A 25,139-nucleotide genomic window follows, 5' to 3' on the forward strand; every position below is an offset into this window, starting at 1 on the left:
CCCGGGACGCGCCACGGCGCCTGCCGAATCGTCCGGTCGGGGACGGGCAGGCGCCGCGTTCAGTTCCGTACGCCGTTGTACGGGACGTCTGGTGTGCCGTGATCAGACCATCATGGAACGGTCCGTCGGGCGGATCGGGGACGGCAGTGCGCTGGCCCCGGTCAGGAAGCGGTCCACGCCGCGTGCCGCGGAGCGGCCCTCGGCGATGGCCCACACGATGAGGGACTGGCCGCGACCCGCGTCACCGGCGACGAAGACACCGCCGACGTTGGTAGCGTAGTCGTCGTCACGAGCGATGTTGCCGCGCGCGTCGAGGTCCAGGCCGAACTGCTGGACCAGACCGTTGGCCTGGTCCGTGCCGGTGAAGCCCATGGCGAGGGTGACCAGCTGTGCCGGGATCGTCCGCTCGGTGCCGGGCTTCTGTTCCAGCTTGCCGTCCGTGAACTCTACCTCGATGAGGTGGAGCGACTGGACGTTGCCCTCCTCGTCGCCCTCGAAGTGGGTGGTGGAGACGGAGTAGATCCGATCGCCGCCCTCCTCGTGCGCGGAGGTGACCTTGTAGAGCATCGGGAAGGTCGGCCAGGGCTGGTTGGCGTTCCGGTCCTCGCCGGGCCTGGGCATGATCTCCAGCTGGGTGACGGAGAGCGCGCCCTGCCGGTGGGCGGTGCCGACGCAGTCCGCGCCGGTGTCGCCGCCGCCGATGACGACGACGTGCTTGCCCTCGGCGGTGATCGGGGAGACCGTCAGGTCGCCCTCCTGCACCTTGTTGGCGAGCGGCAGGTACTCCATCGCGAAGTGCACGCCGTTCAGCTCGCGGCCCGGGACGGGCAGATCGCGGGAGACGGTGGCACCGGCGGCGATGACGACGGCGTCGTAGCGGCGGCGCAGCTTGGCGGCGTCGACGTCCTTGCCGACCTCCACCTCGGTGCGGAACTTGGTGCCCTCCGCGCGCATCTGCTCGATGCGGCGGTTGATGTGCGACTTCTCCATCTTGAACTCGGGGATGCCGTAGCGGAGGAGGCCCCCGATGCGGTCCGCGCGCTCGTAGACGGCGACGGTGTGGCCGGCCCGGGTCAGCTGCTGGGCGGCGGCGAGTCCGGCCGGGCCGGAGCCGATGACGGCCACGGTCTTGCCGGAGAGGCGCTCGGGCGGCTGCGGGGTGACGTCGCCGCGGTCCCACGCCTGGTCGATGATGGAGACTTCGACGTTCTTGATGGTGACGGCGGGCTGGTTGATGCCGAGTACACACGCCGACTCGCACGGGGCCGGGCAGAGCCGCCCGGTGAACTCCGGGAAGTTGTTCGTGGCGTGCAGGCGCTCGGACGCGGCCGTCCAGTCCTCGCGGTAGGCGTAGTCGTTCCACTCGGGGATGAGGTTTCCGAGCGGGCAGCCCTGGTGGCAGAACGGGATGCCGCAGTCCATGCAGCGGCCGGCCTGCTTGCTGATGATCGGGAGCAGCGAGCCGGGAACGTAGACCTCGTTCCAGTCCTTGACGCGCTCGTCCACGGGGCGGGTCTGGGCGACCTCGCGGCCGGTGGTCAGGAAGCCCTTGGGGTCAGCCATTGGTCGCCGCCTCCATCATCTTCTCGGTGGTCTCCTGCTCGGAGAGACCGGCGAGCTCAGCGGCGTCCTTGGCGGCGAGCACTGCCTTGTAGGTGGACGGGATGATCTTGCTGAAGCGGGAGACACCGCCGTCGGCGCTGTCCCACTCGGCCAGCAGCTTCTCGGCGACCGTGGATCCGGTCTCCTCCTGGTGGCGGCGCACGACGTCGTGCAGCCACTGCCTGTCGGTCTCGGAGAGTTCCTCGACCGCGCCGAGGTTCCCGACGTTGACGTGGTCGCGGTCGAGGTCGATGACGTAGGCGACGCCGCCCGACATACCGGCCGCGAAGTTGCGTCCGGTCTCGCCGAGGACGACGGCGTGTCCGCCGGTCATGTACTCGCAGCCGTGGTCGCCCACGCCTTCCGAGACGACGGTGGCGCCGGAGTTGCGGACGCAGAACCGCTCACCGGTGCGGCCGCGCAGGAACAGTTCGCCGCCGGTGGCGCCGTAGGCGATGGTGTTGCCCGCGATGGTGGAGTACTCGGCGAGGTGGTCGGCGCCGCGGTCCGGGCGGACGATGACGCGGCCGCCGGAGAGGCCCTTGCCGACGTAGTCGTTGGCGTCGCCCTCCAGGCGCAGCGTCACACCGCTGGGCAGGAAGGCGCCGAAGGACTGGCCGGCGGAGCCGGTGAAGGTGATGTCGATGGTGTCCTCGGGCAGGCCCGCACCGCCGAACTTCTTCGTGACCTCGTGGCCGAGCATGGTGCCGACGGTCCGGTTGATGTTGCGGATCGCGATCTGTGCGCGGACCGGCTGGGCGGCTTCGGCGCTGTCGGCCTTCAGGGCATCGCCGGCGAGCTTGATCAGCTCGTTGTCGAGGGCCTTGGCCAGGCCGTGGTCCTGCTCGGCGATCTGGTGACGGACGGCGCCGTCGGCCAGCTCGGGGACGTGGAACAGGGGCTTCAGGTCGAGGCCCTGGGCCTTCCAGTGCGTGATCGCACGGTCGGTGTCCAGGAGCTCGGCGTGGCCGACGGCCTCTTCGATCGTGCGGAAGCCGAGCTCGGCGAGGATCTCGCGGACTTCCTGGGCGATGAACTCGAAGAAGTTGACTACGTACTCGGCCTTGCCGGAGAAGCGGTCGCGCAGGACCGGGTTCTGGGTGGCGATGCCGACCGGGCAGGTGTCGAGGTGGCAGACGCGCATCATGACGCATCCGGAGACGACGAGCGGCGCGGTCGCGAAACCGAACTCCTCGGCGCCCAGCAGTGCGGCGATGACGACGTCGCGGCCGGTCTTGAGCTGGCCGTCGGTCTGCACGACGATGCGGTCGCGCAGGCCGTTGAGCAGCAGCGTCTGCTGGGTCTCGGCGAGTCCGAGCTCCCAGGGGCCGCCCGCGTGCTTCAGCGAGGTGAGCGGGGAGGCGCCCGTTCCGCCGTCGTGGCCGGAGATGAGGACGACGTCCGCGTGTGCCTTGGAGACACCGGCGGCGACCGTGCCGACGCCGACCTCGGACACCAGCTTCACGTGGATGCGGGCCGCCGGGTTGGCGTTCTTGAGGTCGTGGATCAGCTGAGCCAGGTCCTCGATGGAGTAGATGTCGTGGTGCGGCGGCGGGGAGATCAGGCCGACACCCGGGGTGGAGTGCCGGGTCTTGGCCACCCAGGGGTAGACCTTGTGGCCGGGCAGCTGGCCGCCCTCGCCGGGCTTGGCGCCCTGCGCCATCTTGATCTGGATGTCGTCCGCGTTGACCAGGTACTCGCTGGTCACACCGAAGCGGCCGGAGGCGACCTGCTTGATGGAGGAGCGGCGCGCCGGGTCGTACAGCCGGTCGGCGTCCTCGCCGCCCTCGCCGGTGTTGGACTTGCCGCCCAGCTGGTTCATGGCGATGGCGAGGGTCTCGTGCGCCTCGCGGGAGATCGAGCCGTACGACATGGCGCCGGTGGAGAAGCGCTTGACGAGGTCGGCGACGGACTCGACCTCGTCGATGTCGATCGCCTCGCGGTCCGACTTGAAGCCGAACAGGCCGCGGAGCGTCATCAGCCGCTCGGACTGCTCGTTCACCCGGTCGGTGTACTTCTTGAAGATGTCGTACCGGCGGTTGCGGGTGGCGTGCTGGAGGCGGAAGACCGTCTCCGGGTCGAAGAGGTGCGGTTCGCCCTCGCGGCGCCACTGGTACTCGCCGCCGATCTCCAGCGCGCGGTGCGAGGCGGAGATGCCGGAGGCGGGGTAGCCCTTGGCGTGCCGGGCGGCGACCTCCTTGGCGACGACGTCGAGTCCGGCGCCGCCGATCTTGGTGGCGGTGCCGTGGAAGTACTGGGCGACGAAGTCCTGGTCGAGGCCGACGGCCTCGAAGACCTGGGCGCCGCGGTAGGAGGCGACGGTGGAGATGCCCATCTTGGACATGACCTTCAGGACGCCCTTGCCCAGCGCGTGGATGAGGTTGCGGATGGCCTGTTCGGCGTCGATGCCCTCGATGAACGTGCCGGCCCGGACCAGGTCCTCGACGGACTCCATGGCCAGGTACGGGTTGACCGCGGCGGCGCCGAAGCCGATCAGCAGCGCGACGTGGTGGACCTCGCGGACGTCACCGGCCTCGACCAGCAGGCCCACCTGGGTGCGCTGCTTGGTGCGGATGAGGTGGTGGTGGACGGCCGAGGTGAGCAGCAGCGACGGGATCGGCGCGTGCTCGGCGTCGGAGTGCCGGTCGGACAGGACGACCAGTCGGGCACCGTCCTCGATGGCGGCGTCGACCTCGGTGCAGATCTCCTCGATCCGCGCGGCCAGTGCGTCGGCCCCGCCGCCGACCCGGTAGAGACCGGAGAGCGTGGCGGCCTTCATGCCCGGCATGTCGCCGTCGGCGTTGATGTGTATGAGCTTGGCCAGCTCGTCGTTGTCGATCACCGGGAACGGCAGTGTGACGCTGCGGCACGCGGCGGCGGTGGGCTCCAGCAGGTTGCCCGCCGGGCCGAGCGTGGAGCGCAGCGAGGTGACGAGCTCCTCGCGGATGGCGTCCAGTGGCGGGTTGGTGACCTGTGCGAACAGCTGGGTGAAGTAGTCGAAGAGGAGCCGGGGGCGGGCGGACAGTGCGGCGATCGGCGAGTCCGTGCCCATGGAGCCGAGCGGTTCGCCGGCGGTGCGGGCCATCGGGGCGAGGATGACGCGGAGCTCTTCCTCGGTGTAGCCGAAGGTCTGCTGGCGGCGGGTGACGGAGGCGTGCGTGTGCACGATGTGCTCCCGGTCGGGGAGGTCCTCCAGCTCGATCTCGCCGGTCTCCAGCCACTCCTGGTAGGGCTGCTCGGCGGCGAGGGACGCCTTGATCTCGTCGTCCTCGATGATGCGGTGCTCGGCGGTGTCGACGAGGAACATCTTGCCGGGCTGCAGGCGGCCCTTGCGGACGACCTTGGCGGGGTCGATGTCCAGGACGCCGACCTCGGAGGAGAGGACGACGAGTCCGTCGTCGGTGACCCAGTAGCGGCCGGGGCGCAGACCGTTGCGGTCGAGGACCGCGCCGACCTGGACGCCGTCGGTGAAGGTGACGCAGGCCGGGCCGTCCCAGGGCTCCATCAGCGTGGCGTGGTACTGGTAGAACGCGCGCCGGGCCGGGTCCATGGAGTCGTGGTTCTCCCACGCCTCCGGGACCATCATCAGCACCGAGTGGGGCAGCGAGCGGCCGCCGAGGTGGAGCAGCTCCAGGACCTCGTCGAAGGAGGCCGAGTCGGAGGCGTCCGGGGTGCAGACGGGGAAGATCCGGTCCAGCTGCTCCGTGCCGAAGAGGCTGGAGGCCAGCTGGGACTCGCGGGCCTTCATCCAGTTGCGGTTGCCCTTGACCGTGTTGATCTCGCCGTTGTGCGCGACGAAGCGGTACGGGTGGGCGAGCGGCCAGCTCGGGAAGGTGTTGGTGGAGAAGCGGGAGTGGACCAGCGCGACCGTGGTGGCGAACCGGCTGTCGGAGAGGTCCGGGAAGAACGGCTCCAGCTGCCCGGTGGTGAGCATCCCCTTGTAGACGACCGTGCGGGCGGAGAGCGACGGGAAGTAGACCCCGGTCTCACGCTCGGCGCGCTTGCGCAGTACGAAGGCCTTGCGGTCCAGGACGATCCCGGTGCTCTCGCCGTCCGCGACGAAGAGCTGACGGAACTCGGGCATGGTGGCGCGGGCGCCCTTGCCGAGGATGTCGGGGGTGACCGGGACGTCGCGCCAGCCGAGGACCTTCAGGCCCTCTTCGGCGGCGATCTTCTCGAGGCCGCGGACGGCTGCTGTGGAGTCGTCCGCGGGCAGGAACGCGATGCCGACGGCGTAGGCACCGGCCTCGGGGAGGTCGAAGGGGACCTCTGCGCGGAGGAAGGTGTCGGGTACCTGGAGCAGGATTCCGGCGCCGTCACCGGAGTCGGGCTCGGATCCGGTGGCGCCGCGGTGTTCGAGGTTGCGCAGTACGGTCAGCGCCTGCTCTACCAGCTCGTGACCGGCCACACCGGTCAGAGTGGCCACGAACCCGACGCCGCAGGCGTCGTGCTCGTTGCGGGGGTCGTACATCCCCTGCTGGGCGGGGCGACCGTCCATGGGCGACCAGGCGTCGGTGCGCATCGGCTCTCCCGTCGTCGTCGTGGCATATGAACAGCCGAGGGACGACTCTGGCCCTCTGCGAAATTTGGTGCAGATTCCATGATGGGACGCTTCTCAAGAAGCGGAAAGCTCGTTCCAACATACGGACACCGCGAGGGCGGTGGAGGGGGTCGCAGTCGGAGGATCGGCGCCCGGGAGACCGCAGAGAGCAGGCGTCGTTGCCTGCGGTGTCTACGCCTCATGCCCGGCGGGAGAGGAAATGAAACCGCCGGGTAACGACTACTTATGTGCAGCCCTGCATAGAGTCTCATTTTACGTCGCGTGAGCCCGTCCCGCCCAGTGGCGGGTGCCAGGACGTACGTCACACCGATGGCGCACACGTCACGGGCCTGATTCCGGACCGGGGACCGCGGTCCGGAATCAGGCCCGTAACGGGAGGTGGGGTCCCGGGGTGTGTCAGCCTCCGACGGCGACGCCGAACAGCATGCCCAGGCCGTAGGTGATCGCGGCGGCCGCGCCGCCGAGCAGCAGCTGGCGCAGTCCGCTGAACCACCAGCTGCGGGCCGTCACCCGGGCCACCACCGCACCGCAGCCGAAGAGGCCGATCAGGGCGAGCACCACGGCCGGCCACATCGCGCTCGCGCCGAGCAGATACGGCAGCAGGGGCAGCAGGGCGCCCAGCGCGAAGGCGCCGAACGAGGACACGGCCGCGACAAGCGGCGAGGGCAGATCACCCGGGTCGATGCCGAGCTCCTCGCGGGCGTGGATCTCCAGGGCCTGCTCCGGGTCGCGCGACAGCTGCCGGGCGACCTCGCGGGCGAGGCCGGGCTCGACACCGCGGGACTCGTAGAGTTCGGCGAGCTCCCGCTCCTCGTCCAGCGGGTGCTTGCGCAACTCCCGCCGCTCGACGTCGAGTTCGGCTTCCACCAGCTCACGCTGCGAGGCGACGGAGGTGTATTCGCCGGCCGCCATGGAGAAGGCGCCCGCGGCCAGACCGGCCAGTCCGGTGATCACCATCGTCCGGTGCGAGACCGCACCGCCCGCGACACCGGTCATCAGGGCGAGGTTCGAGACGAGACCGTCCATGGCACCGAACACCGCGGGCCGCAGCCAGCCACCGTTCACATCACGGTGGGTGTGGTTGTCCCGGTGCGCCTCGTGCAGTACGGCGTCGGTCTCGATGATGGACACAGCTCTCCTCTTCTCCAGCAGCGGGTCCAACCCGCTCCGCCCCCGCTCGACACCATCGAAAATACGCACGAAAAATGGCCCCCGCCAGCAAGGCAGGCCGTACTTACCACTGTCCGTGACCAGGTAGGTACGGCTTGCCTTGCTGTCCGAAGACCGTCATCCGAGTGGCCCTTTTGTTGTGATTGTCGGCCTCTGTCCTGGCTCCGCGTGGCACAGATCCCACAGGTACGAGAACTGGCTCGGTACGAGCGAAGGGTCGACGCGATGGAGCTGATCGCAGGAAATCCGGCAGCGCCGCGAACGAACGGCACGCGGGCGGCGGTCCGAGGGGCGCCGTCCCCGGGCGAAACGGCCCGGGGACGGCGCCCCTCGGCGCCGTCCCCGGGCGAAACGGCCCGGGGCGGTCCGGGTGACCGGGCCAGGGGTTCGTTGCTCGGCCTCGCGGTGGGCGACGCGCTGGGCGCCCCAGCGGAGAACATGCGGCCCTCCGAGATCCGCCGCCGGTGGGGGCGGATCGAGGGCTTCGTGAGCGACGACCCGGCGGGCACCGACGACACGGAGTACGCGATCTTCTCCGGGCTGCTGCTGGCCCGGCACGGTTCGGCGCTGACCGTCACCCATGTCGAACGGGCCTGGCGGCTGTGGATCGCCGACCTGGACGAGGGCCCGTTCCGCGGTGCCGGTTTCAGCGAGCGCGGCACGCTGGAGAACCTGCGCCGCGGTCTGGCCGCCCCGATCTCCGCCCAGCACCGGCATGCCTGGAGCGACGGTCTGGCGATGCGGGCGGCGCCGTTCGGCGTCTTCGCGGCGGGCCGGCCCGCCGAGGCGGCCCGGCTGGTCGCGGTGGACGGCCGGGTCAGCCATGAGGGCGAGGGCATCTACGGCGGCCAGGCGGTGGCGGCCGGGGTGGCGGCCGCGATGACGGGGGCCGGGGTCACCTCCGTGATCGCCGCCGCGCTCTCCGTCGTACCGATGGACTCCTGGACGGCGCGTTCGCTGCGCCGCGCGGTGACGGCCGCCCAGCGCACGTACCCCGACCGGCTCACGATGGAACGCGCGGTGCGCTCGGCCGTGGTCGTCGGCGGCTACCCGTGGACGGACCTGGCTCCCGAGGCGGTGGGCCTGGCCTTCGGGGCGTTCGCCGCGGCGCGCGGCGACTTCCGTACGGCGGTGCTGACCGCGGTCAACATGGGCCGCGACGCCGACACCACGGCCGCGGTGGCGGGCGCCCTGGCCGGGGCGCTGCACGGGGCCTCGGCCATCCCGCTCCCCTGGGCGCAGGCGATCGGCCCGGTCCGGGGCAGCTGTCTCCCGTCGATGCGCGGCTACCACGTCCTGGACATCGCGGAGCTGCTCACCCCGGCGGAGGCGGACGAACGGGGCGGGGAGGGGTACGGAGGCGAGCCGCCCGGCCCGGCCTGGCCCGGAGACGGGAAGCCGGAGCACGGCAGCGAACCGCCCGGCGCGCGTCCCGGAAGCGGGAAACCGGGGCTCGCGGGCGACCCGGACGGCCCGTGTGACCCATGCGCCCCGTGTGACCCGTGTGACCCATGCGGCCCGTGTGACCCATGCGCCCCGAACGGCCCAGACGGCCTGTGTGACCCATGCGGCCCTGGCGACCCGCTCGACCCGGACGGCCCGTGTGACCCATGCGCCCCGTGTGACCCATGCGGCCCGTGCGGCCCGTGCGACCCGTGCGACCCGCTTGGCCCGGTTTCCGGCGCCCCCGAGGACCTCGCATCGGTCCCCGTCGCGGGCCGAACGGCGGTGGGGTGATGACCACGGCGAGGGACACCTCATCCGCCGGGCACCCCGACGCGACGCGCGGGCGCGACGGCAGCACCCCGGCCGCACCGCCCCCCGGCCCGCCGGACACCGGGCGGCGGGCCCGGATCGAGGGGCTGCTGCTCGGGCTGGCCGCCGGGGACGCCGCGGGGTGGCCGGCCGCGCGGCACCGGGCGGCCCGGATGCCGGAGTGGACCCGGCGCCTCACCCGCGAGCTCGACACCTTCGCCGAGCAGAACGCGACCACCACACTGCCCGTCCCCATCGCCCTCAACCAGCCGCCCGAACCCCTGCGGCTCGGCCCGTCCGACGACGCCGAATGGGCGGCGTTCGCCGCCGGGACGGTGCTCACCTCCGCGTCGGGTCCGCTGCACGGCCTCTCCCCCGGCCGCCGGATGCGGGCCGCGGTGGACGTCGCATGGAACGCGCTGGCCGCCGAGGTCGCCGCGGCCGCCGCGCGGGCACCCGAGGTCGAGTCGGCGGTCCTGCCGCTGCGGGCCCGGATCTCGGTCCGGGCAGGGCTCGGCAATCTGGCCGCCGGGCTGCGCCCGCCCGCCACCGGGCACGACAACCCGCACTACTTCGACGACGCCGCGTGCGTACGGGCCGCCGTGCTCGCCGTCGTCCACCCCGGGGACCCCGCCGCGGCGGCCGACCTCGCCGAGTTCGACGCGCGCTACACCCAGGACGGCGACGGGGTGCACGGTGCGCGGGCGATGGCCGCCGCGATCGCCGAGGCGCTCGGCGGGGCGGACGTGGACACGGCGGTGAACGCCGCTCTGGCGCAGCTCCCCGAAGGCACCGAGATCGCCCGCAACGCCGCCCACGCGGTCAGGATCGCCCGCGACTTCGCCGGCGAGACGGCCGGTGCCTTCGCCCTCGTACCGGTGCTGGAGCATCAGATCGTCGACCACGTCTACAGCTACGGGATCGCCGCGGCCGAGACCGTCCCGGTCGCCCTCGCCCTGGCCACCGCGGCCCGCGGCCAGATCGCGCAGGCCGTACCGTCCGCGGCCTGCCTGTCCCGGGTCGCCGATTCGGCGCCCGCCCTGGCCGGTGCGCTGACGGGTGCGCTCGGTGGCATCGCCACCGTGCCCGACGGCTGGCGCGAGGCCTGCCGGACCCTGGCGGGGTGCGCGCTGCCCCGTTTCGCGGGCACGGATCTGATGGAACTCGCCGGGCTGCTGGCAGACACGGAACCAGCACCCCCGGGTGGACAATTCGGACATGACATCCACCGCGCCCACAGCGCCCACGAGATCCGCACCGCCCATGACACCGACGGCGCTCACGCTCGATGAACGGATCACGGGCGCGCTCGTCGGCGCCGCCGTCGGCGACGCGCTCGGCGGTCCGGTCGAGGGCCGGCCCCCCGAGCAGATCGTGGCACGCCACGGCGGGCGGATCACCGGTGTCGTCGGCCCCTGGGACGGCGACGACTGGCGTACCGCCCGCCCCATCGCCCCGTACCACAAGGGCGACGGGCACGTCACCGACGACACCTTGATGACCCATGCGCTGGTCCGGGTGTACGGGAAGGTACGCGGTCATCTCGACGCGTACTCCGTCGCCGACCACCTCGTACCGGAGCTGATCTCGAACCCCCGCTGGATTCCGGAGCTGGAGGCCGAGGCACTGCCGCTCCAACGGATCTTCCTGGCCGAGAAGTGGATCGTCGCCCGGCTGCACTACGGCCATGTCGACCCGCGCGAGGCGGGCTCGGGGAACATCGTCAACTGCGGGGCGGCGATGTACATGGCGCCGGTCGGCCTGGTGAACGCGGCCCATCCGCGGGCCGCTTACGCCGAGGCGCTGGACATCGCGGGCGCCCACCAGTCGTCGTACGGAAGGGAGGCGGCCGGAGTCTTCGCGGCCGCCGTCGCCGCGGCCTGCGCGCCGGGGGCGACGCCCGCATCGGTCGTCGCGACCTGCCTGTCGCTCGCCAAGGACGGCACCCGGGCCGCCATCGAGGCGGTGTGCGAAACGGCCGCGCGGTACCGGGACTTCGAGTCCGCCCTGGCCCCGCTGCGCGAGGCCGTCGCCCCCTTCGACACCGTCGGCCCCGACTACCGCGCCCCCTCGCTCGGCGCCCGCCGCCCCTCCCGGCTGCATGCCATCGAGGAACTCCCTATCGCGCTCGGCATGCTGCTCGTCGCCGACGGGGACTACCGGCGCACGGTCCTCGGCTCGGTCAACTACGGGCGGGACTGCGACTCGATCGCCACCATGAGCGGCGCCGTCGCGGGCGCGCTCCACGGCGAACGGGCGATCCCCGCCGACTGGGTGAGCACGGTCGCCGCGGCCAGCCGCCTCGATCTGCACGCCCCGGCACGGGCCCTGACGGAGGTGGCGCGCGAGGTGTTCGCACACGACACGGCCCGCCGCCGCGCCCACGAGGCCGCCTTCGCCGCGCTGACGGGCACGCCGTGAACACGACGGTGCGGGCCACCTGGGTACAGCCGGAGGACCTGGTCGGGCACGAGCTGCGGCAGGCCGCCGAGGACGGGAGGGACGCCCGGGACATCGAGCGCCGGTGGTACGAGGCCGGCGGATCGCCCGCCCCGGACCGCGCGGGCGCCTCCGAGCACCCCGCATCGCCCGGGCTGCGCGCGGTCGCCGAGCATCTGCTGGACGAACTCGCCCTGCTGGAATCGCCGTTGGCCGAAGACGAGCCGACCGGCCTCGATGCGATCCGGGCCGCCTGTCCGCAGTGGCCGGGCCCCCGCGCGGACCTGACCGCCGTGGGCCACGACCGGCTGCACGCGGCCTGGCTGGGGCGCGCCGTCGGCTGTCTGCTCGGCAAGCCGGTCGAGAAGCTGCCGCTGGAGGGCATCCGGGCCCTGGCCCGCGCCACCGGGAACTGGCCGCTCTCCACCTGGTTCACCGCCAAGGGGCTGCCCCCGGGCCTGTCGGCCACCTACCCCTGGAACCGGCGCTCCGCGGCCACCTCGCTCGCCGAGAACATCGACGGGATGCCGGAGGACGATGATCTCAACTATCCGCTGTTGACGGTGGTGCTGCTCCAGCGCTACGGCCGGTCCTTCAGCACCGCCGATGTCGGCAGGCTCTGGCTGGAGGAGCTTCCGGCGGGCCGGACGTTCACCGCCGAACGGGTCGCGTACCGCAATCTGCTCGACGGATTCGAGCCGCCGGACACCGCCCTGTACCGCAACCCGTTCCGGGAGTGGATCGGGGCCCTGATCCGGGCCGATGTGCACGGCTGGACACACCCCGGCGACCCGGCCGCTGCGGCGGAACAGGCCCACCGGGACGCGGTCCTCACGCACAGCGGGAACGGGGTGTACGGCGCGATGTTCACCGCGGCGGCGCTCGCCGAGGCGGCCGGCGGCGAGGCCGACGTCCACGGCTGTCTGGCCACCGGGCTCAGGGTCGTACCTCCGCGCTCACGGTTCGCGCAGGCCGTACGGGACGGTGTCGCGGCGGCCCGCGACGAGTCCTGCTTCGATACGGTCGTCGACCGGCTCCACGACGGGTACGGCGGGTATCACTGGGTGCATGTGCTGCCCAACGCGGCTCTGCTCGCCGCCGCTCTCACCCACGCCGACGGAGACTTCACCGGCTCCGTCTGCCGTGCGGTGTCCGGCGGCTGGGACACCGACTCGAACGGGGCGACCGCCGGTTCGCTCGCCGGTCTGCTGGCCGGGCGGCCCGAGGCGCTGCCCGACCGTTGGACCACCCCGCTGAAGAACCGTCTCGCCACGTCCGTCCCCGGTTTCGACTCGGTCGGCTTCGACACCCTCGCCGACCTGACCCACCGGCTCACCCATCAGGAGGCACTCCGCCCATGACCGGTATCGCGGTGCTCGGCAGCACCAATATGGATCTTGTGGCCTACGTCGACCGGGCCCCGGAGCGCGGACAGACCGTCACCGGACGCGAGTTCCGCACCGTCCCCGGCGGCAAGGGGGCCAACCAGGCCGTCGCCGCCGCCCGCGCCGGGGGCGACGTCGTGATGATCGGCGCGGTCGGCAACGACGAGTACGGCCACCGGCTGCGGGAGAACCTGGAGCACTCGGGCGTCGACACGGACCTGCTGCACACCGCCGAGGGGCCCAGCGGTACCGCGCACATCGTGGTCGACGCCAAGGGCTCCAACGCGATCGTGGTCATCCCCGGCGCGAACGGCGTCGTCACCGCGCTCGGTCCGGGCGAGATCGCCGCCATCGCCGCCGCCGATCTGCTGCTGCTCCAGCTGGAGCTGCCGCTGTCCGCCGTGATCGAGGCGGCGCGGGCCGGTCATGCCCAGGGCGTACGGGTGCTGCTCACCCCGTCGCCCGTGCAGCAGCTGTCCGACGAGCTTCTCGACTGCGTCGACCTGCTGATCCCCAATGAGCACGAGGCGGCCGAGCTGTCCGGGCACACCGAACCGCATGCGGCGGCGGAGGTCCTGCTCAGCCATGTGCCCGCGGTCGTCATCACCCTCGGCTCGAAGGGGTGCCTGTACGCGGCCCGGGGCAGCACGGCCGTCCACTTCCCCGCCCCCGCCGTCACCGCCGTCGACACCACCGGCGCCGGGGACACCTTCGTCGGGGCGCTCGCGGTGGCGATCGGCGAGGGCCGGCCGGTACCGCAGGCCGTCGCCTGGGCGTCGGCGGCCGCCGCGCTCTGCGTTCAGAAGCCCGGCGCCTCGACCTCCATGCCGTACCGCAGCGAAATCGACGCCGCGTGACCGGGCCGGCGGCCGCGCCCCTGACCGGGCTCCGGGTCATCGATCTCGCCACGCTCTTCGCGGGCCCCCTGTGCGCCACCATGCTCGGCGACTACGGCGCCGAGGTGATCAAGGTCGAGCATCCGCAGAAGCCCGATCCGTCCCGGGGGCACGGTCCCACCAAGGACGGCATCGGCCTGTGGTGGAAACTGCTCGGCCGCAACAAGCGCACCATGACCCTCGACCTGTCCGGGCCCGGCGGCCGCGACATCCTGCTGCGGCTCGCCGCCGACACCGATGTGATCATCGAGAACTTCCGGCCGGGCACGCTGGAGCGGTGGGGGCTGGGCTGGGAGGAGCTGCGCGCCGTCAACCCGCGGCTGGTACTGGCCCGGGTCACGGGCTTCGGCCAGTTCGGCCCGTACGCGCACCGGCCCGGCTTCGGCACGCTCGCGGAGGCGATGAGCGGATTCGCCGCGATCACCGGGGAGCCGGACGGACCGCCGACGCTGCCCCCGTTCGGGCTCGCCGACTCGATCGCGGCGATCGCCACGGCGTTCGCGGTGATGACCGCACTGGCCGGGCGGGAGCGCACCGGTGAGGGGCAGGTCGTCGACCTGGCGATCATCGAACCGATCCTGACGGTGCTCGGCCCGCAGCCGCTCTGGTACGACCAGCTCGGTTACGTCCAGCCGCGCACCGGCAACCGTTCCCGCAACAACGCCCCGCGCAACACCTACCGCACCTCGGACGGGCAGTGGGTGGCCGTCTCCACCTCCGCGCAGTCCGTCGCCGAGCGTGTGATGCGCCTGGTGGGGCGGGCGGAGCTGATCGACGAGCCGTGGTTCGGCTCCGGCACCACCCGCGCCGACCACTGCGAGGTACTCGACGAGGCGGTCGGCAACTGGATCGCCCGGCACACCCGGGACGACGCGATCTCCGCGTTCGAGAAGGCGGAGGCGGCCATCGCACCCATCCATGACATCCGCGACGTGATGGACGACCCGCAATACCGGGCGCTGGGCTCCATCACCGAGGTCGACGACCCCGAGCTGGGCTCGCTGCGGATGCAGAACGTCCTGTTCCGGCTCTCCGGGACCCCGGGGGCGATCCGCTGGGCGGGCCGGCCGCACGGGGCGGACACCGAGGAGATCCTCACCGGGCTCGGCCTGAGCGGCCCGGAGATCTCGGCGCTGCGGGCGGAGCGGGTCCTGTGACCGCGCTGACCCCCCTCACCTGGCTGTACGCCCCCGGGGACCGGCCGGACGTGGTGCGCAAGGCGTGCGAGTCGGGGGCGGACGTGGTGATCGTGGATCTGGAGGACGCGGTGGCCCCGGACCGCAAGGAGTACGCGCGGGCGGCCACCGCGGAGCTCCTCTCCGGGCCCGCGGACGCCGGCGCGGTGCCGGTCCATGTCCGGGTCCACGCCGAGGCCGATGTCCTGGCCCTGGCCGGGCTGCCGGGCCTCGCCGAGCTACGGCTGCCGAAGATCACGCATGCGGCCTCCGTCCATCACATCGCGGCGCTGGCCCCCGGGGTCGCGCTCTGTCCGCTGCTGGAGTCGGCGCTCGGCATCGAGCACGCGTACTCGGTGGCCGCCGCCCACCCACAGGTTCGCTCCATCGCCCTGGGTGAGGCGGATCTCCGGGCCGATCTGGGAGTGCGGGACGACACGGGGCTCGACTGGTCACGCAGCCGGACGGTGGTCGCGGCCCGGGCGGCCGGGCTGGCCCCGCCCGCCCAGTCGGTGTTCCCGGACGTCCGGGACCTGGGCGGCCTGTGGGCGTCCTGCGTCCATGGGCGGGGGCTGGGGTTTCTCGGCCGGGCGGCGATCCACCCCCGGCAGCTTCCGGTGATCGAGCGGGCGTTCCGGCCGACGCCGCAGGAGATCGAGGCGGCGCAGGAGATCGTCGAGGCGGCCCGGAAGGAGGCGGGTGCGCTGGCCCTGCCGGACGGCCGCTTCGTGGACGCGGCGGTGGTGGCCTCGGCCCGCCGCACGCTCGCGCTGGCCGGGCGGACGGTGGTGGCCGGCCGGCGCTGACGGGGCCGCGCTCGCGGGCGGCGGCTTTGTCCTCGATCGCCGGCCGAATCGAGCCGTCCGGCGATCGCGGACGCCCCGGCGACGGTGGTCGCGGTGCGCATCGATGAGCGAGGGGCCGCCGAATGGTTCGGCGGCCCCTCGCTCATCGTTGTGTGTGCCGGTGTCAGCCCTTGGCCGTCTCCGCCGCGCCGCTCGTCTTCGACCCCTGCGCATCGGACTCGACCCCGGCGTCACCGGAATCGTCACTGGCCACCGCGTCATTGGCCTTCGCATCACCGGGCTTCGCGTCACCGGTATCCGCGTCACCGGTATCCGCCTCGCCTGGCTTCGTCTCGCCGGACTCCGCCTCGCCGGACTCCGCGTCCTCGACGCCTCCGGCGTCCGCCGCGTCCGCCGCGTCCACCGCGTCCGGCTCGACGATCTCCTCGCGCCCCGGCCGTACCCTCGCCGAGATCACGATGTAGACCACCGCCAGCACGAACACGATCAGCGCGGTCCACACGTTCAGGCGCAGGCCCAGGATGTGGTGGGCCTCGTCGACGCGCATGTACTCGATCCACGCCCGACCGGCGCAGTAGGACGCGACGTACAGCGCGAACGCCCGCCCGTGCCCGAGCTTGAACCGGCGGTCCGCCCAGACCACGAGGACCGCCACGCCGATGCACCACAGCGACTCGTACAGGAACGTCGGATGGTAGGTGCCCGCCACCCGGTTGGGGCCCTCGCTGATCTTCAGCGCCCACGGGACGTCGGTCGCCCGGCCGTACAGCTCCTGGTTGAACCAGTTGCCCCAGCGGCCGCAGGCCTGGGCCACGGCGATGCCGGGGGCGAGCGCGTCGGCCCAGGCGGGCAGCGGGATACCGCGGCGGCGGCAGCCGATCCAGGCACCGACCGCGCCGAGCGCGATCGCACCCCAGATGCCGAGGCCGCCCTGCCAGATCTTGAAGGCGTCGACCCAGTTCTCACCGTCGCTGAAGTACAGCTGGTAGTCGGTGATGACGTGGTAGAGCCTGCCGCCGACAAGGCCGAAGGGCACGGCCCAGACGGCGATGTCGGCAACAGTGCCGGCTCTGCCCCCTCGGGCGACCCAGCGCTTGTTGCCGAACCAGACGGCGACGAAGACACCGATGATGATGCAGAACGCGTAGCCGCGAAGCGGGATCGGTCCGAGATCGATCACACCGGTCGACGGGCTGGGAATGTAGGCAAGGTCCATGACAGGGTCGACGCTACCTTGCCGGGCGGGAGGTACGGCAACCCGCCCGACAACGTCTGGGTAACGAGCCGGTCATCGATTCCCCAGGATTGCGCCGTTCAGGACCCCGTCGGTGCGGGGGTGGCCGTGCCCGGATGCTTGCCCTTGTTGGCCTCGGTGACCCACTTCTTCAGGTTGGCCACGGTGATGGGTTCGTTCCCCTTCTTGGGGAAGATCGACTCACCGTTGAGCAGCGCCGTCGGCGTGCCCTGGAAGCCGCCGTTCTGAAACGCGGTGTTCGACTTCTGGACCCAGCTGTCGTGCGTGCCGTCGTCGACACAGCTGCGGAAGGTGGGTGTGTCGAGCCCGTCGACCTTCTTGGACAGGTCGATCAGCTTGCTGTTGTCGCCGAAGGCGTCATCGGACTCCTGCGGCTGGTTGCGGTACAGGACGTCGTGGTACGCGGGGAACTTGCCCGCGTCCTGGGCGCAGGCCGCCGCGTTGGCGGCCTTGCGGGAGCCGCTGCCGCCGAGGTTGCCGTCGATCAGCGTGGCCAGGTGGTATTCGACCTTGAGCTGCCCGCTCTGCTCCAACCCATGGATCGTGTCCCGGAACGCGTTCTCGAACTGGGCGCAGACCGGGCAGCGGAAGTCCTCCCAGATCGTGAGCGTGGACGGGGCGTCGGCCGGTCCCACCTGGATGGCCAGGCTGTCCTTGCCGGTCGCGCCCGACGGCGCGACGACGGGACCCGATGCCTTGTCCTTGCTGCTCTTGCCGCCGCTGTTCGCGGCGATCACGCCGACGACGGCGGCCAGCGCCAGGACACCCACCACGGCGGTGGAGACGATCAGCGTGCGGCGGCGGCGCTCTCGCGCCTTCGTCTGCTCACGCTGCTGGATCAGCCGGTCTCGCGCGGCCCTTTTTCCCTCTTGGTTCTTCTCGCTCACACCGCAGCAACGAACCGGGGAGGCACTCTCGTGCCTCCCCGGCCCCAGGTCCACCCGTTCGGGTTACGCCCGGTGTCAGCGCTTTCGAACACCTTCGGCCAGATCGGCCGCCAGTGAGCGGACGGCCGCCAGGCCGGCCGCCTCGTCGGGAGCGTCCAGCATCCGCTTGACGAAGGCGGAGCCGACGATGACCCCGTCGGCGAAACCGGCCACCTCGGTGGCCTGCTCCGCGTTGGACACGCCGAGGCCGACGCAGACCGGGAGCCCGGTGGTGGCGCGGGTGCGCCTCACCAGTTCCTGGGCCTGTTCGCCGACCGAGACACGGGTGCCGGTGACTCCCATCAGCGAAGCGGCGTAGACGAAGCCGGAACCGGCCGCCGTGATGGTGGCGAGGCGCTCGTCCTTGCTGCTGGGCGCGACGACGAAGACGGTCGCGAGACCGTGCTTGCCGGCGTGCTCGCGCCACAGCGCGGACTCCTGGACCGGCAGGTCGGGCAGGATGCACCCGGCGCCGCCCGCCTCGGCGAGTTCGGCGGTGAAGCGCTCGACGCCGTACCGGTCGATCGGGTTCCAGTACGTCATGACCAGGATCGGGATGCCGGTCGCCTCGTACGCCTCACGGACCGTGCGCATCACGTCGGCGATCTTCACGCCGCCGCGCAGGGCGATGTCGTCGGCGGTCTGGATGACCGGGCCGTCGAGCACCGGGTCGCTGTGCGGCAGACCCACCTCGACGACGTCGGCGCCTCCGGCGGCCACCGCCTTGATGGCCGCGATGCCGCCGTCGACCGTCGGGAAGCCGGCGGGCAGGTAGGCGATCAGCGCCGCCCGGTCCTCCGACTTCGCCTTGGCCAGCGTCGCACTCAGCAGTGCCGTGTTCCCGGCGTGCCCGGTCTGCCCGCTCACTTGGCCTCCTCCGCGTCGTACAGCCCGAAGTAACGCGCCGCCGTGTCCATGTCCTTGTCCCCGCGGCCGGACAGGTTGACCAGGATCAGGCCGTCCTTGCCGAGTTCCTTGCCGACCTCCAGGGCGCCGGCCAGCGCGTGTGCGCTCTCGATGGCCGGGATGATCCCCTCGGTGCGGGAGAGCAGCAGCAGCGACTGCATGGCCGCGTCGTCGGTGACCGCGCGGTACTCGCCGCGGCCGATGTCCTTCAGGTACGCGTGCTCCGGGCCGATGCCCGGGTAGTCCAGACCGGCCGAGATCGAGTACGGCTCGGTGATCTGGCCCTCCTCGTCCTGGAGGACGTAGCTGCGCGAGCCGTGCAGGATGCCGGGCTCGCCCGCGGTCAGGGTCGCCGCGTGCTCCCCGGTCTCCACACCGTGTCCGGCGGGCTCGCAGCCGATGAGGCGGACGCCCGCATCCGGGATGAAGGCGTGGAAGAGGCCGATGGCGTTGGAGCCGCCGCCGACGCAGGCGACCGCGGCGTCCGGCAGCCGGCCGGTCCGCTCCAGGATCTGCCGCCGTGCCTCCACGCCGATGACGCGGTGGAAGTCGCGGACCATGGCGGGGAAGGGGTGCGGGCCCGCGACCGTGCCGAAGAGGTAGTGCGTGCGGTCCACGTTGGCGACCCAGTCGCGGAACGCCTCGTTGATGGCGTCCTTGAGCGTGCGGGAGCCGGACTTCACGGAGATGACCTCGGCGCCGAGCATGCGCATCCGCGCCACGTTCAGCGCCTGCCGCTCGGTGTCGATCTCACCCATGTAGATGGTGCATTCGAGGCCGAAGAGGGCGCAGGCGGTCGCGGTGGCGACGCCGTGCTGGCCGGCCCCGGTCTCCGCGATGACCCGGGTCTTGCCCATGCGCTTGGTGAGCAGCGCCTGGCCCAGCACATTGTTGATCTTGTGCGAACCGGTGTGGTTGAGGTCCTCGCGCTTGAGGAAGACCCGGGCGCCGCCGGCGTGCTCGGCGAAGCGCGGCACCTCGGTCAGGGCGCTGGGCCGGCCGGTGTAGTTGACCATGAGCTCGTTGAGCTCGGCGGCGAAGGCCGGGTCGGCCTTCGCCTTGTCGTACTCGACGGCGACCTCGTCCACGGCGGCGACGAGCGCCTCCGGGATGAACTTGCCGCCGTACGCGCCGAAGTAGCCCTCGGCGCTGGGGATCAGACCCTCGGGGTCCGGAATGAAGAAGTCAGATGACATCCGACGTGTGCTCCTCGACAGGCATGGGGTGGATGCGTGGATTCACCGTATTGCGCCGTGAGCGGAGCGCCACCGCAGCCGTGGCCGGGCGGTTCGGTCGTGCGGTTCCGCCGGGTGCGGCGGTGGGTGCGACGGCCGGGGCTCGCTTACTGCGCGGGCCCCGTGCGCCATCGCATGCCGTTGACCTGGCCGGGCTCGTCACCGATCACGTACCGCACACGCCGGCCGTGCACGCGGCGCGCGGGGGCGCGGCAGCCGCGGGGGCGGCAGCCACGCGCCAGCGGCGCGTGCGGGTCCCGGCCGGTGGCCCCGGCGGGGCGCGGGCCCGGCCGGACACGGGACACGGAACGGTCGGCGGACATGGGTGCGGTCAGCTCCGTCCGTGCCGGAGCGCCGGGTGGGCGCCCGCGGCGACCAGGTCGGCGACGGCGGCCCGCGGGTCGCGGCCGGTGACCAGGGACTCGCCGACCAGCACGGCGTCCGCGCCGGCGTTGGCGTAGGCGATGAGGTCGTGCGGGCCGCGGACGCCGGACTCGGCGACCTTGACGATGTGGTCGGGGATCTCGGGGGCGACGCGCTCGAAGGTGGAGCGGTCGACCTTGAGGTCCTTCAGGTTGCGGGCGTTGACGCCGATGATCCGCGCGCCGGCGTCCACCGCACGCTCCGCCTCCTCCTCGTCGTGCGCCTCGACCAGCGGCGTCAGGCCGATGGACTCGGCGCGCTCGATCAGGGAGACGAGGGCCTCCTGGTCGAGGGCGGCGACGATCAGCAGTGCGAGGTCGGCGCCGTAGGCCCGTGCCTCCCACAGCTGGTACGAGGTGACGATGAAGTCCTTGCGCAGGATCGGGATGTCGACCTTGGCGCGGACGGCCTCCAGGTCGGCCAGCGAACCGCCGAAGCGGCGCTCCTCGGTGAGGACCGAGATGACGGACGCGCCGCCCGCCTCGTAGTCCGCGGCGAGTGCGGCCGGGTCGGCGATGGCGGCGAGGGCCCCCTTGGAGGGGCTGGAGCGCTTTACCTCGCAGATGACGGTGACGCCCTCGCCGCGCAGGGCGGCGACTCCGTCCTTCGCCTGGGGGGCGCGCGCCGCGCGTTCCTTCAGCTCATCGAGGCTGACGCGCGCCTGCCGCTCTGCGAGGTCGGCGCGTACGCCGTTGATGATCTCGTCGAGCACACTCACGCGAGCGGCCCCCTTCCGGGACGGTGACAAGGGAACAGGATCAGCCATGTCGATGGTATCCGCAGGAGGCCGATGGGCTCGCATCCGGCCGACAGATGTCCCACTACCTGGGCATTCACGGCGCCAGCGCCGATCCGAACGGCAGGTTCCGGACGATGGTGAAAATCATGAGGACGGCTCCGATCCCCCACCAGTGGATGGGCTTCAGCACGATCCGGGTGGGCTTCCCGGCGGCCGCGCGGACCATCCAGAGAACCCAGAGCACGGCGAAGATCCCGTAGCCGATGACGGCGAGGGCGTTGGAGCCGAACGCCGCCGCGATGTCGCCGTGGGCGACGGCGTGGGCGCTGCGCAGCCCCCCGCAGCCGGGGCAGTAGATGCCCGTGAAGCGGAGCAGCGGGCAGACCGGGTAGTGGCCGGGCTCGTTGGGGTCGACGGAGCCGACGAAGGCGAAGGCGCCGAGGATGCCGGCCATGACACCGGCCGGTGCGGCGATCCGCCGCAGCCGCGAGGCGGGGACGGGTGCCGGTGGGAAGACCGGCGGGAACGGGCCCCGGTGCCCGGCGGGCGGACCGGGTGCGGGCAGCCGCCCGCCGGGCGCGCCCTGCGGGCCGGACGGCTGAGGGCCGTCGTGAGCGGGCCGGGGGCCGGGGGCCGGGGCGGTGCCGGGCGCGGGCGGGGGGCCCGGCGTCGGCGGGGCGGCGGCTGGTGATGGCGAAGCGTCCACCCGGTGATTGTCCCCGCTGATGCGGAAAGGCGCAGCCCGGTCCGGGCTGCGCCTCGCATGTGTACGTCCTGCGGACGGGGTCAGGAGGTCTGCGCCTGCCCGGCGCGGGCCCTGGCCTGGGCCAGCTCCGCCGACTCCTTCGGCATGCCGAGGCCGACGGCCTTCATCGCGAGGCCGACGATCCCACCGATGACGGTGACGGCGATACCGGCCCAGAAGCCGAGCGGGTTCGCCGCGACCGTGAAGACGCCTGCGATGCAGAAGCCGATGAAGGAGATGATGACACCGGTCCAGGCGGCCGGGGTGTGTCCGTGGCTGCTGCCCGCCATGAGTTGCTCCTCGTTGGTGTTGCGCTGTTGGTATCGCTCGGTGCCGCTGTGAGTGCCGCTGCGCTGTGAGCTCACCTCCATTGTCCCGTACGTGCGGGTAGGACGTGAGCTGGGGGGTCATGCCTCGCGCGTCGGGTCCTCACCGCGGTCGAGGGCCTTCCACAGGTCCTCGGGCCGGTCGGGGTCGAGGGCCTTGCGGGGCGCCTTGCGGGGGCGCGGGGTGCCGTCGCGCTCGTACCGCCCGGACATCGTGGGCCAGCGCCTGCCGTAGCGCAGGGCGAGCAGCCCGGCGAGCAGGATCAGCAGACCGCCGGCCGCGGTCACGTAGGGCCAGGCGGTGTGGCTGAGGGCACCGATGGTGGCGGAGCTGTCGCCGGTGGTCTGCGCGGCCTTCGCGTCGAGTGCGGCGCTGTCGGAGGCGCCGAGGAAGGCGCTCAGCGCGGCGCCGAGCCCGCTGAGGGCCAGCAGTCCCGCGACGACGATCCGGCCGCCGCTGCGGACGGCGAAGACGGCGACGAGGGCGGCCAGGCCGACGATGGCGAGGGCGGCCGGAAGACCGGTGACGTCCTGTCCGTCGGCGTTCAGCGGCAGGGTGCCGCCGCCGACCGCGGCCCGGCCCTCGGCCCAGGTCTGCCCGGAGGCGAGCAGGACGACGGTGGCGCCGGCTGCCCCGAGGAGCAGGCCGACGGCCAGGCTTCGGCGGCTTCCGGCACTGTCGGGCGCGAGGACGGCTACGGCACGGGGCTGGGGTACGGGGACAGCGCTCACGGACTCCACTATCCCCTACCGCCCCGGGCCGGGCGGCACACGGGGGGTGTGAGATGGAGCCCTCGCGACGCGGCCCCCGGGCGCACCGGCCGGCCTCGGAGCGTCTCAGGCGCCGCGGAGGCGGTTGGCCGTATGGACGGCGCGCAGCACCGCCGCGGCCTTGTTGCGGCACTCGGTGTCCTCGGCGACCGGGTCGGAGTCGGCGACGATGCCCGCCCCGGCCTGGATGTATGCCGTTCCGTCGCGCAGCAGGGCGGTGCGGATGGCGATGGCGGTGTCGGAGTCCCCGGCGAAGTCGAGGTAGCCGACGCAGCCGCCGTACAGGCCGCGGCGGGTGGGTTCGAGCTCCTCGATGATCTGCATGGCGCGCGGCTTCGGGGCGCCGGAGAGGGTGCCCGCCGGGAAGCAGGCGGTGAGGACGTCGAAGGCGGTGTGGCCCTCGGCGACGCGGCCCGTGACGGTGGACACGATGTGCATCACGTGCGAGTACCGCTCGACCGACATGAAGTCGACGACCTCGACGCTGCCGGGTTCGCAGACCCGTCCCAGGTCGTTGCGGCCGAGGTCGACGAGCATCAGGTGCTCGGCGCGTTCCTTCGGGTCGGCGAGGAGTTCCTCGGCGAGCGCCTGGTCCTCCTGCGGGGTGGCGCCGCGGTGCCGGGTCCCGGCGATCGGGTGGACCATCGCGCGGCCGTCCTCGACCTTGACGAGCGCCTCGGGGCTGGAGCCCGCGACGTCGAAGCCGTCGAACCGGAAGAGGTACATGTACGGCGAGGGGTTGGTGGCGCGCAGGACCCGGTAGACGTCCAGCGCGCTTGCCGTGCACGGGGTTTCGAAGCGCTGGGAGGGGACGACCTGGAAGGCCTCGCCGGCCCTGATGCGTTCCTTCACGTCCTCGACGGCGTCCTGGTACGCCTTGCCGCCCCACAGCGCGGTGTACGGCGGGAGCTCGGAGGGCGGCAGGACGGCCGGGGCGTTCTCGACGGGGCGGCGCAGGTCCTGCTCCATGGCGTCGAGCCGGTTCACGGCGTCGGCGTACGCCTCGTCGACGCCGGTGGCCAGGTCGTTGTGGTTGATCGCGTTGGCGATCAGCAGGACGCTGCCGGCCCAGTGGTCGAGGACGGCGAGGTCGGAGGTGAGCAGCATGGTCAGCTCGGGGAGCTGCAGGTCGTCGCCGCCGCTCTCACCGATCTTCTCCAGGCGGCGCACGATGTCGTAGCCGAGGTAGCCGACCATGCCGCCGGTGAAGGGCGGAAGTCCGGATTCCGGGCCGTGCGGGGTGTGCAGGGTCTCGATGGTGGCGCGCAGGGCCTGGAGCGGGTCGCCGTCGACGGGGACGCCGACCGGCGGGGTGCCGGCCCAGTGGGCCTGGCCGTCCCGGGTGGTGAGTGTGGCGGCGCTGCGTACCCCGATGAAGGAGTAGCGCGACCAGGTGCGGCCGTTCTCCGCGGATTCGAGGAGGAAGGTGCCGGTGCGTTCGCCCGCGAGTTTGCGGTAGAGCCCGACCGGGGTGTCGCCGTCCGCGAGGAGCCGGCGGGTGACGGGGATGACGCGCCGGTCGACGGCCAGTTTGCGGAAGGTGTCGAGATCCATGGCGGCAGACCCTACTGTCCGAGCGGGAGGACGTCGGCGTCGAAACAGGTGCGGTCGCCGGTGTGGCAGGCGGCACCCGTCTGGTCGACCCGGACGAGGACGGTGTCGGCGTCACAGTCGAGGGCGACCGACTTGACCTGCTGGATGTGACCGGAGGTGTCGCCCTTGACCCAGTACTCCTGGCGGCTGCGCGACCAGTAGGTGCAGCGGCCGGTGGTCAGGGTGCGGTGCAGGGCCTCGTCGTCCATCCAGCCGAGCATCAGCACCTCGCCGGTGTCGTACTGCTGGGCGATGGCCGGGACCAGTCCGTCGGCGCCGCGCTTGAGGCGGGCGGCGATGGCGGGGTCGAGGCCGCTGGCGGGCGGTGGGGTGCCGGGCGTGGGCGTGCTGCTCATGTGCCCATTGTGCCGTGGCCGCGGAGGCCGTCCGGGCGGGCGTCCACTGGGCGGACGCTGGACACCGGTCGTACG

General features: G+C 72.3%; 20 protein-coding genes and 1 pseudogene. 7 read left to right on the forward strand and 14 right to left on the reverse strand.

Annotated elements, in window-relative coordinates:
- Nucleotides 1-102: 102 nt before the first annotated feature.
- From FHX80_RS04295 to FHX80_RS04305, 3 genes are all read right to left on the reverse strand, one after another.
- Nucleotides 103-1,563, reverse strand: a complete 1,461-nt coding sequence (locus FHX80_RS04295; protein WP_145762921.1) for a glutamate synthase subunit beta — start codon at nt 1,561-1,563, stop codon at nt 103-105.
- Complete coding sequence (gltB, locus tag FHX80_RS04300; protein WP_145762923.1) at nt 1,556-6,124, reverse strand: glutamate synthase large subunit; 4,569 nt, start codon at nt 6,122-6,124, stop codon at nt 1,556-1,558. The genes FHX80_RS04295 and gltB overlap by 8 nt, the downstream gene beginning before the upstream one ends.
- Nucleotides 6,125-6,559: 435 nt before the next feature.
- Nucleotides 6,560-7,294, reverse strand: a complete 735-nt coding sequence (locus tag FHX80_RS04305; protein ID WP_145762925.1) for a VIT1/CCC1 transporter family protein — start codon at nt 7,292-7,294, stop codon at nt 6,560-6,562.
- 264 nt (nt 7,295-7,558) lie between these two features.
- Between FHX80_RS04305 and FHX80_RS04310 the strand changes: the two are divergent.
- The 7 genes and pseudogenes from FHX80_RS04310 to FHX80_RS04345 all read left to right on the forward strand — a co-directional run.
- Nucleotides 7,559-8,686 (forward strand): annotated as a pseudogene (locus FHX80_RS04310) (ADP-ribosylglycohydrolase family protein); the annotation flags it as partial.
- 383 nt (nt 8,687-9,069) lie between these two features.
- A complete protein-coding gene (locus tag FHX80_RS04320; RefSeq protein WP_244318131.1) occupies nt 9,070-10,380 on the forward strand; it encodes an ADP-ribosylglycohydrolase family protein in 1,311 nt (436 codons plus the stop codon).
- Nucleotides 10,307-11,509: an ADP-ribosylglycohydrolase family protein gene (locus tag FHX80_RS04325; protein WP_145762927.1), complete on the forward strand. Its 1,203-nt coding sequence runs from the start codon at nt 10,307-10,309 to the stop codon at nt 11,507-11,509. The genes FHX80_RS04320 and FHX80_RS04325 overlap by 74 nt, the downstream gene beginning before the upstream one ends.
- Nucleotides 11,506-12,888 carry an ADP-ribosylglycohydrolase family protein gene (locus FHX80_RS04330; protein ID WP_145762929.1) on the forward strand — a complete coding sequence of 461 codons (1,383 nt, stop codon included), beginning with the start codon at nt 11,506-11,508 and terminating at the stop codon, nt 12,886-12,888. The genes FHX80_RS04325 and FHX80_RS04330 overlap by 4 nt, the downstream gene beginning before the upstream one ends.
- Nucleotides 12,885-13,769: a ribokinase gene (gene rbsK / locus FHX80_RS04335; protein ID WP_145762931.1), complete on the forward strand. Its 885-nt coding sequence runs from the start codon at nt 12,885-12,887 to the stop codon at nt 13,767-13,769. Before FHX80_RS04330 ends, rbsK begins: the two co-directional genes overlap by 4 nt.
- A complete protein-coding gene (locus FHX80_RS04340; RefSeq protein ID WP_145762933.1) occupies nt 13,766-14,965 on the forward strand; it encodes a CaiB/BaiF CoA transferase family protein in 1,200 nt (399 codons plus the stop codon). Before rbsK ends, FHX80_RS04340 begins: the two co-directional genes overlap by 4 nt.
- Complete coding sequence (locus tag FHX80_RS04345) at nt 14,962-15,789, forward strand: HpcH/HpaI aldolase/citrate lyase family protein (RefSeq protein WP_145762934.1); 828 nt, start codon at nt 14,962-14,964, stop codon at nt 15,787-15,789. Before FHX80_RS04340 ends, FHX80_RS04345 begins: the two co-directional genes overlap by 4 nt.
- A gap of 163 nt (nt 15,790-15,952) precedes the next feature.
- Here FHX80_RS04345 and lgt read toward each other — a convergent pair whose 3' ends face one another.
- The 11 genes from lgt to hisI form a co-directional block, all read right to left on the reverse strand.
- On the reverse strand, nt 15,953-17,005 hold the full coding sequence (lgt, locus tag FHX80_RS04350) for a prolipoprotein diacylglyceryl transferase (RefSeq protein ID WP_145762936.1): 1,053 nt from the start codon (nt 17,003-17,005) through the stop codon (nt 15,953-15,955).
- A 98-nt stretch (nt 17,006-17,103) separates the two neighbouring features.
- Nucleotides 17,104-17,931: a DsbA family protein gene (locus tag FHX80_RS04355; protein ID WP_145762938.1), complete on the reverse strand. Its 828-nt coding sequence runs from the start codon at nt 17,929-17,931 to the stop codon at nt 17,104-17,106.
- Nucleotides 17,932-18,006: 75 nt separating this feature from the next.
- Entirely contained in the window at nt 18,007-18,837 is an 831-nt protein-coding gene (trpA, locus tag FHX80_RS04360) for a tryptophan synthase subunit alpha (protein WP_145762940.1), read from the reverse strand.
- On the reverse strand, nt 18,834-20,072 hold the full coding sequence (gene trpB, locus FHX80_RS04365; RefSeq protein WP_145762941.1) for a tryptophan synthase subunit beta: 1,239 nt from the start codon (nt 20,070-20,072) through the stop codon (nt 18,834-18,836). Before trpB ends, trpA begins: the two co-directional genes overlap by 4 nt.
- A gap of 146 nt (nt 20,073-20,218) precedes the next feature.
- On the reverse strand, nt 20,219-20,434 hold the full coding sequence (gene trpM, locus FHX80_RS35450; RefSeq protein ID WP_145762942.1) for a tryptophan biosynthesis modulator TrpM: 216 nt from the start codon (nt 20,432-20,434) through the stop codon (nt 20,219-20,221).
- Nucleotides 20,435-20,442: 8 nt separating this feature from the next.
- Nucleotides 20,443-21,252, reverse strand: coding sequence for an indole-3-glycerol phosphate synthase TrpC (gene trpC, locus FHX80_RS04375; RefSeq protein ID WP_145762944.1), 810 nt, complete (start codon nt 21,250-21,252; stop codon nt 20,443-20,445).
- A gap of 115 nt (nt 21,253-21,367) precedes the next feature.
- Nucleotides 21,368-21,979, reverse strand: coding sequence for a DUF2752 domain-containing protein (locus FHX80_RS36690; protein WP_244318133.1), 612 nt, complete (start codon nt 21,977-21,979; stop codon nt 21,368-21,370).
- 80 nt (nt 21,980-22,059) lie between these two features.
- Nucleotides 22,060-22,308 (reverse strand): HGxxPAAW family protein, encoded by a 249-nt coding sequence (locus tag FHX80_RS04385; RefSeq protein WP_145767068.1) that lies wholly within the window; start codon nt 22,306-22,308, stop codon nt 22,060-22,062.
- A 117-nt stretch (nt 22,309-22,425) separates the two neighbouring features.
- Nucleotides 22,426-23,085: a TIGR02234 family membrane protein gene (locus tag FHX80_RS04390; protein ID WP_145762946.1), complete on the reverse strand. Its 660-nt coding sequence runs from the start codon at nt 23,083-23,085 to the stop codon at nt 22,426-22,428.
- A gap of 96 nt (nt 23,086-23,181) precedes the next feature.
- Nucleotides 23,182-24,669: an anthranilate synthase component I gene (locus tag FHX80_RS04395; RefSeq protein ID WP_145762948.1), complete on the reverse strand. Its 1,488-nt coding sequence runs from the start codon at nt 24,667-24,669 to the stop codon at nt 23,182-23,184.
- Between the two features lie 11 nt (nt 24,670-24,680).
- Complete coding sequence (gene hisI / locus FHX80_RS04400; protein WP_145762950.1) at nt 24,681-25,064, reverse strand: phosphoribosyl-AMP cyclohydrolase; 384 nt, start codon at nt 25,062-25,064, stop codon at nt 24,681-24,683.
- Nucleotides 25,065-25,139 lie beyond the last annotated feature (75 nt).

The sequence above is a fragment of the Streptomyces brevispora genome, assembly GCF_007829885.1.
GTDB lineage: Bacteria > Actinomycetota > Actinomycetes > Streptomycetales > Streptomycetaceae > Streptomyces > Streptomyces brevispora.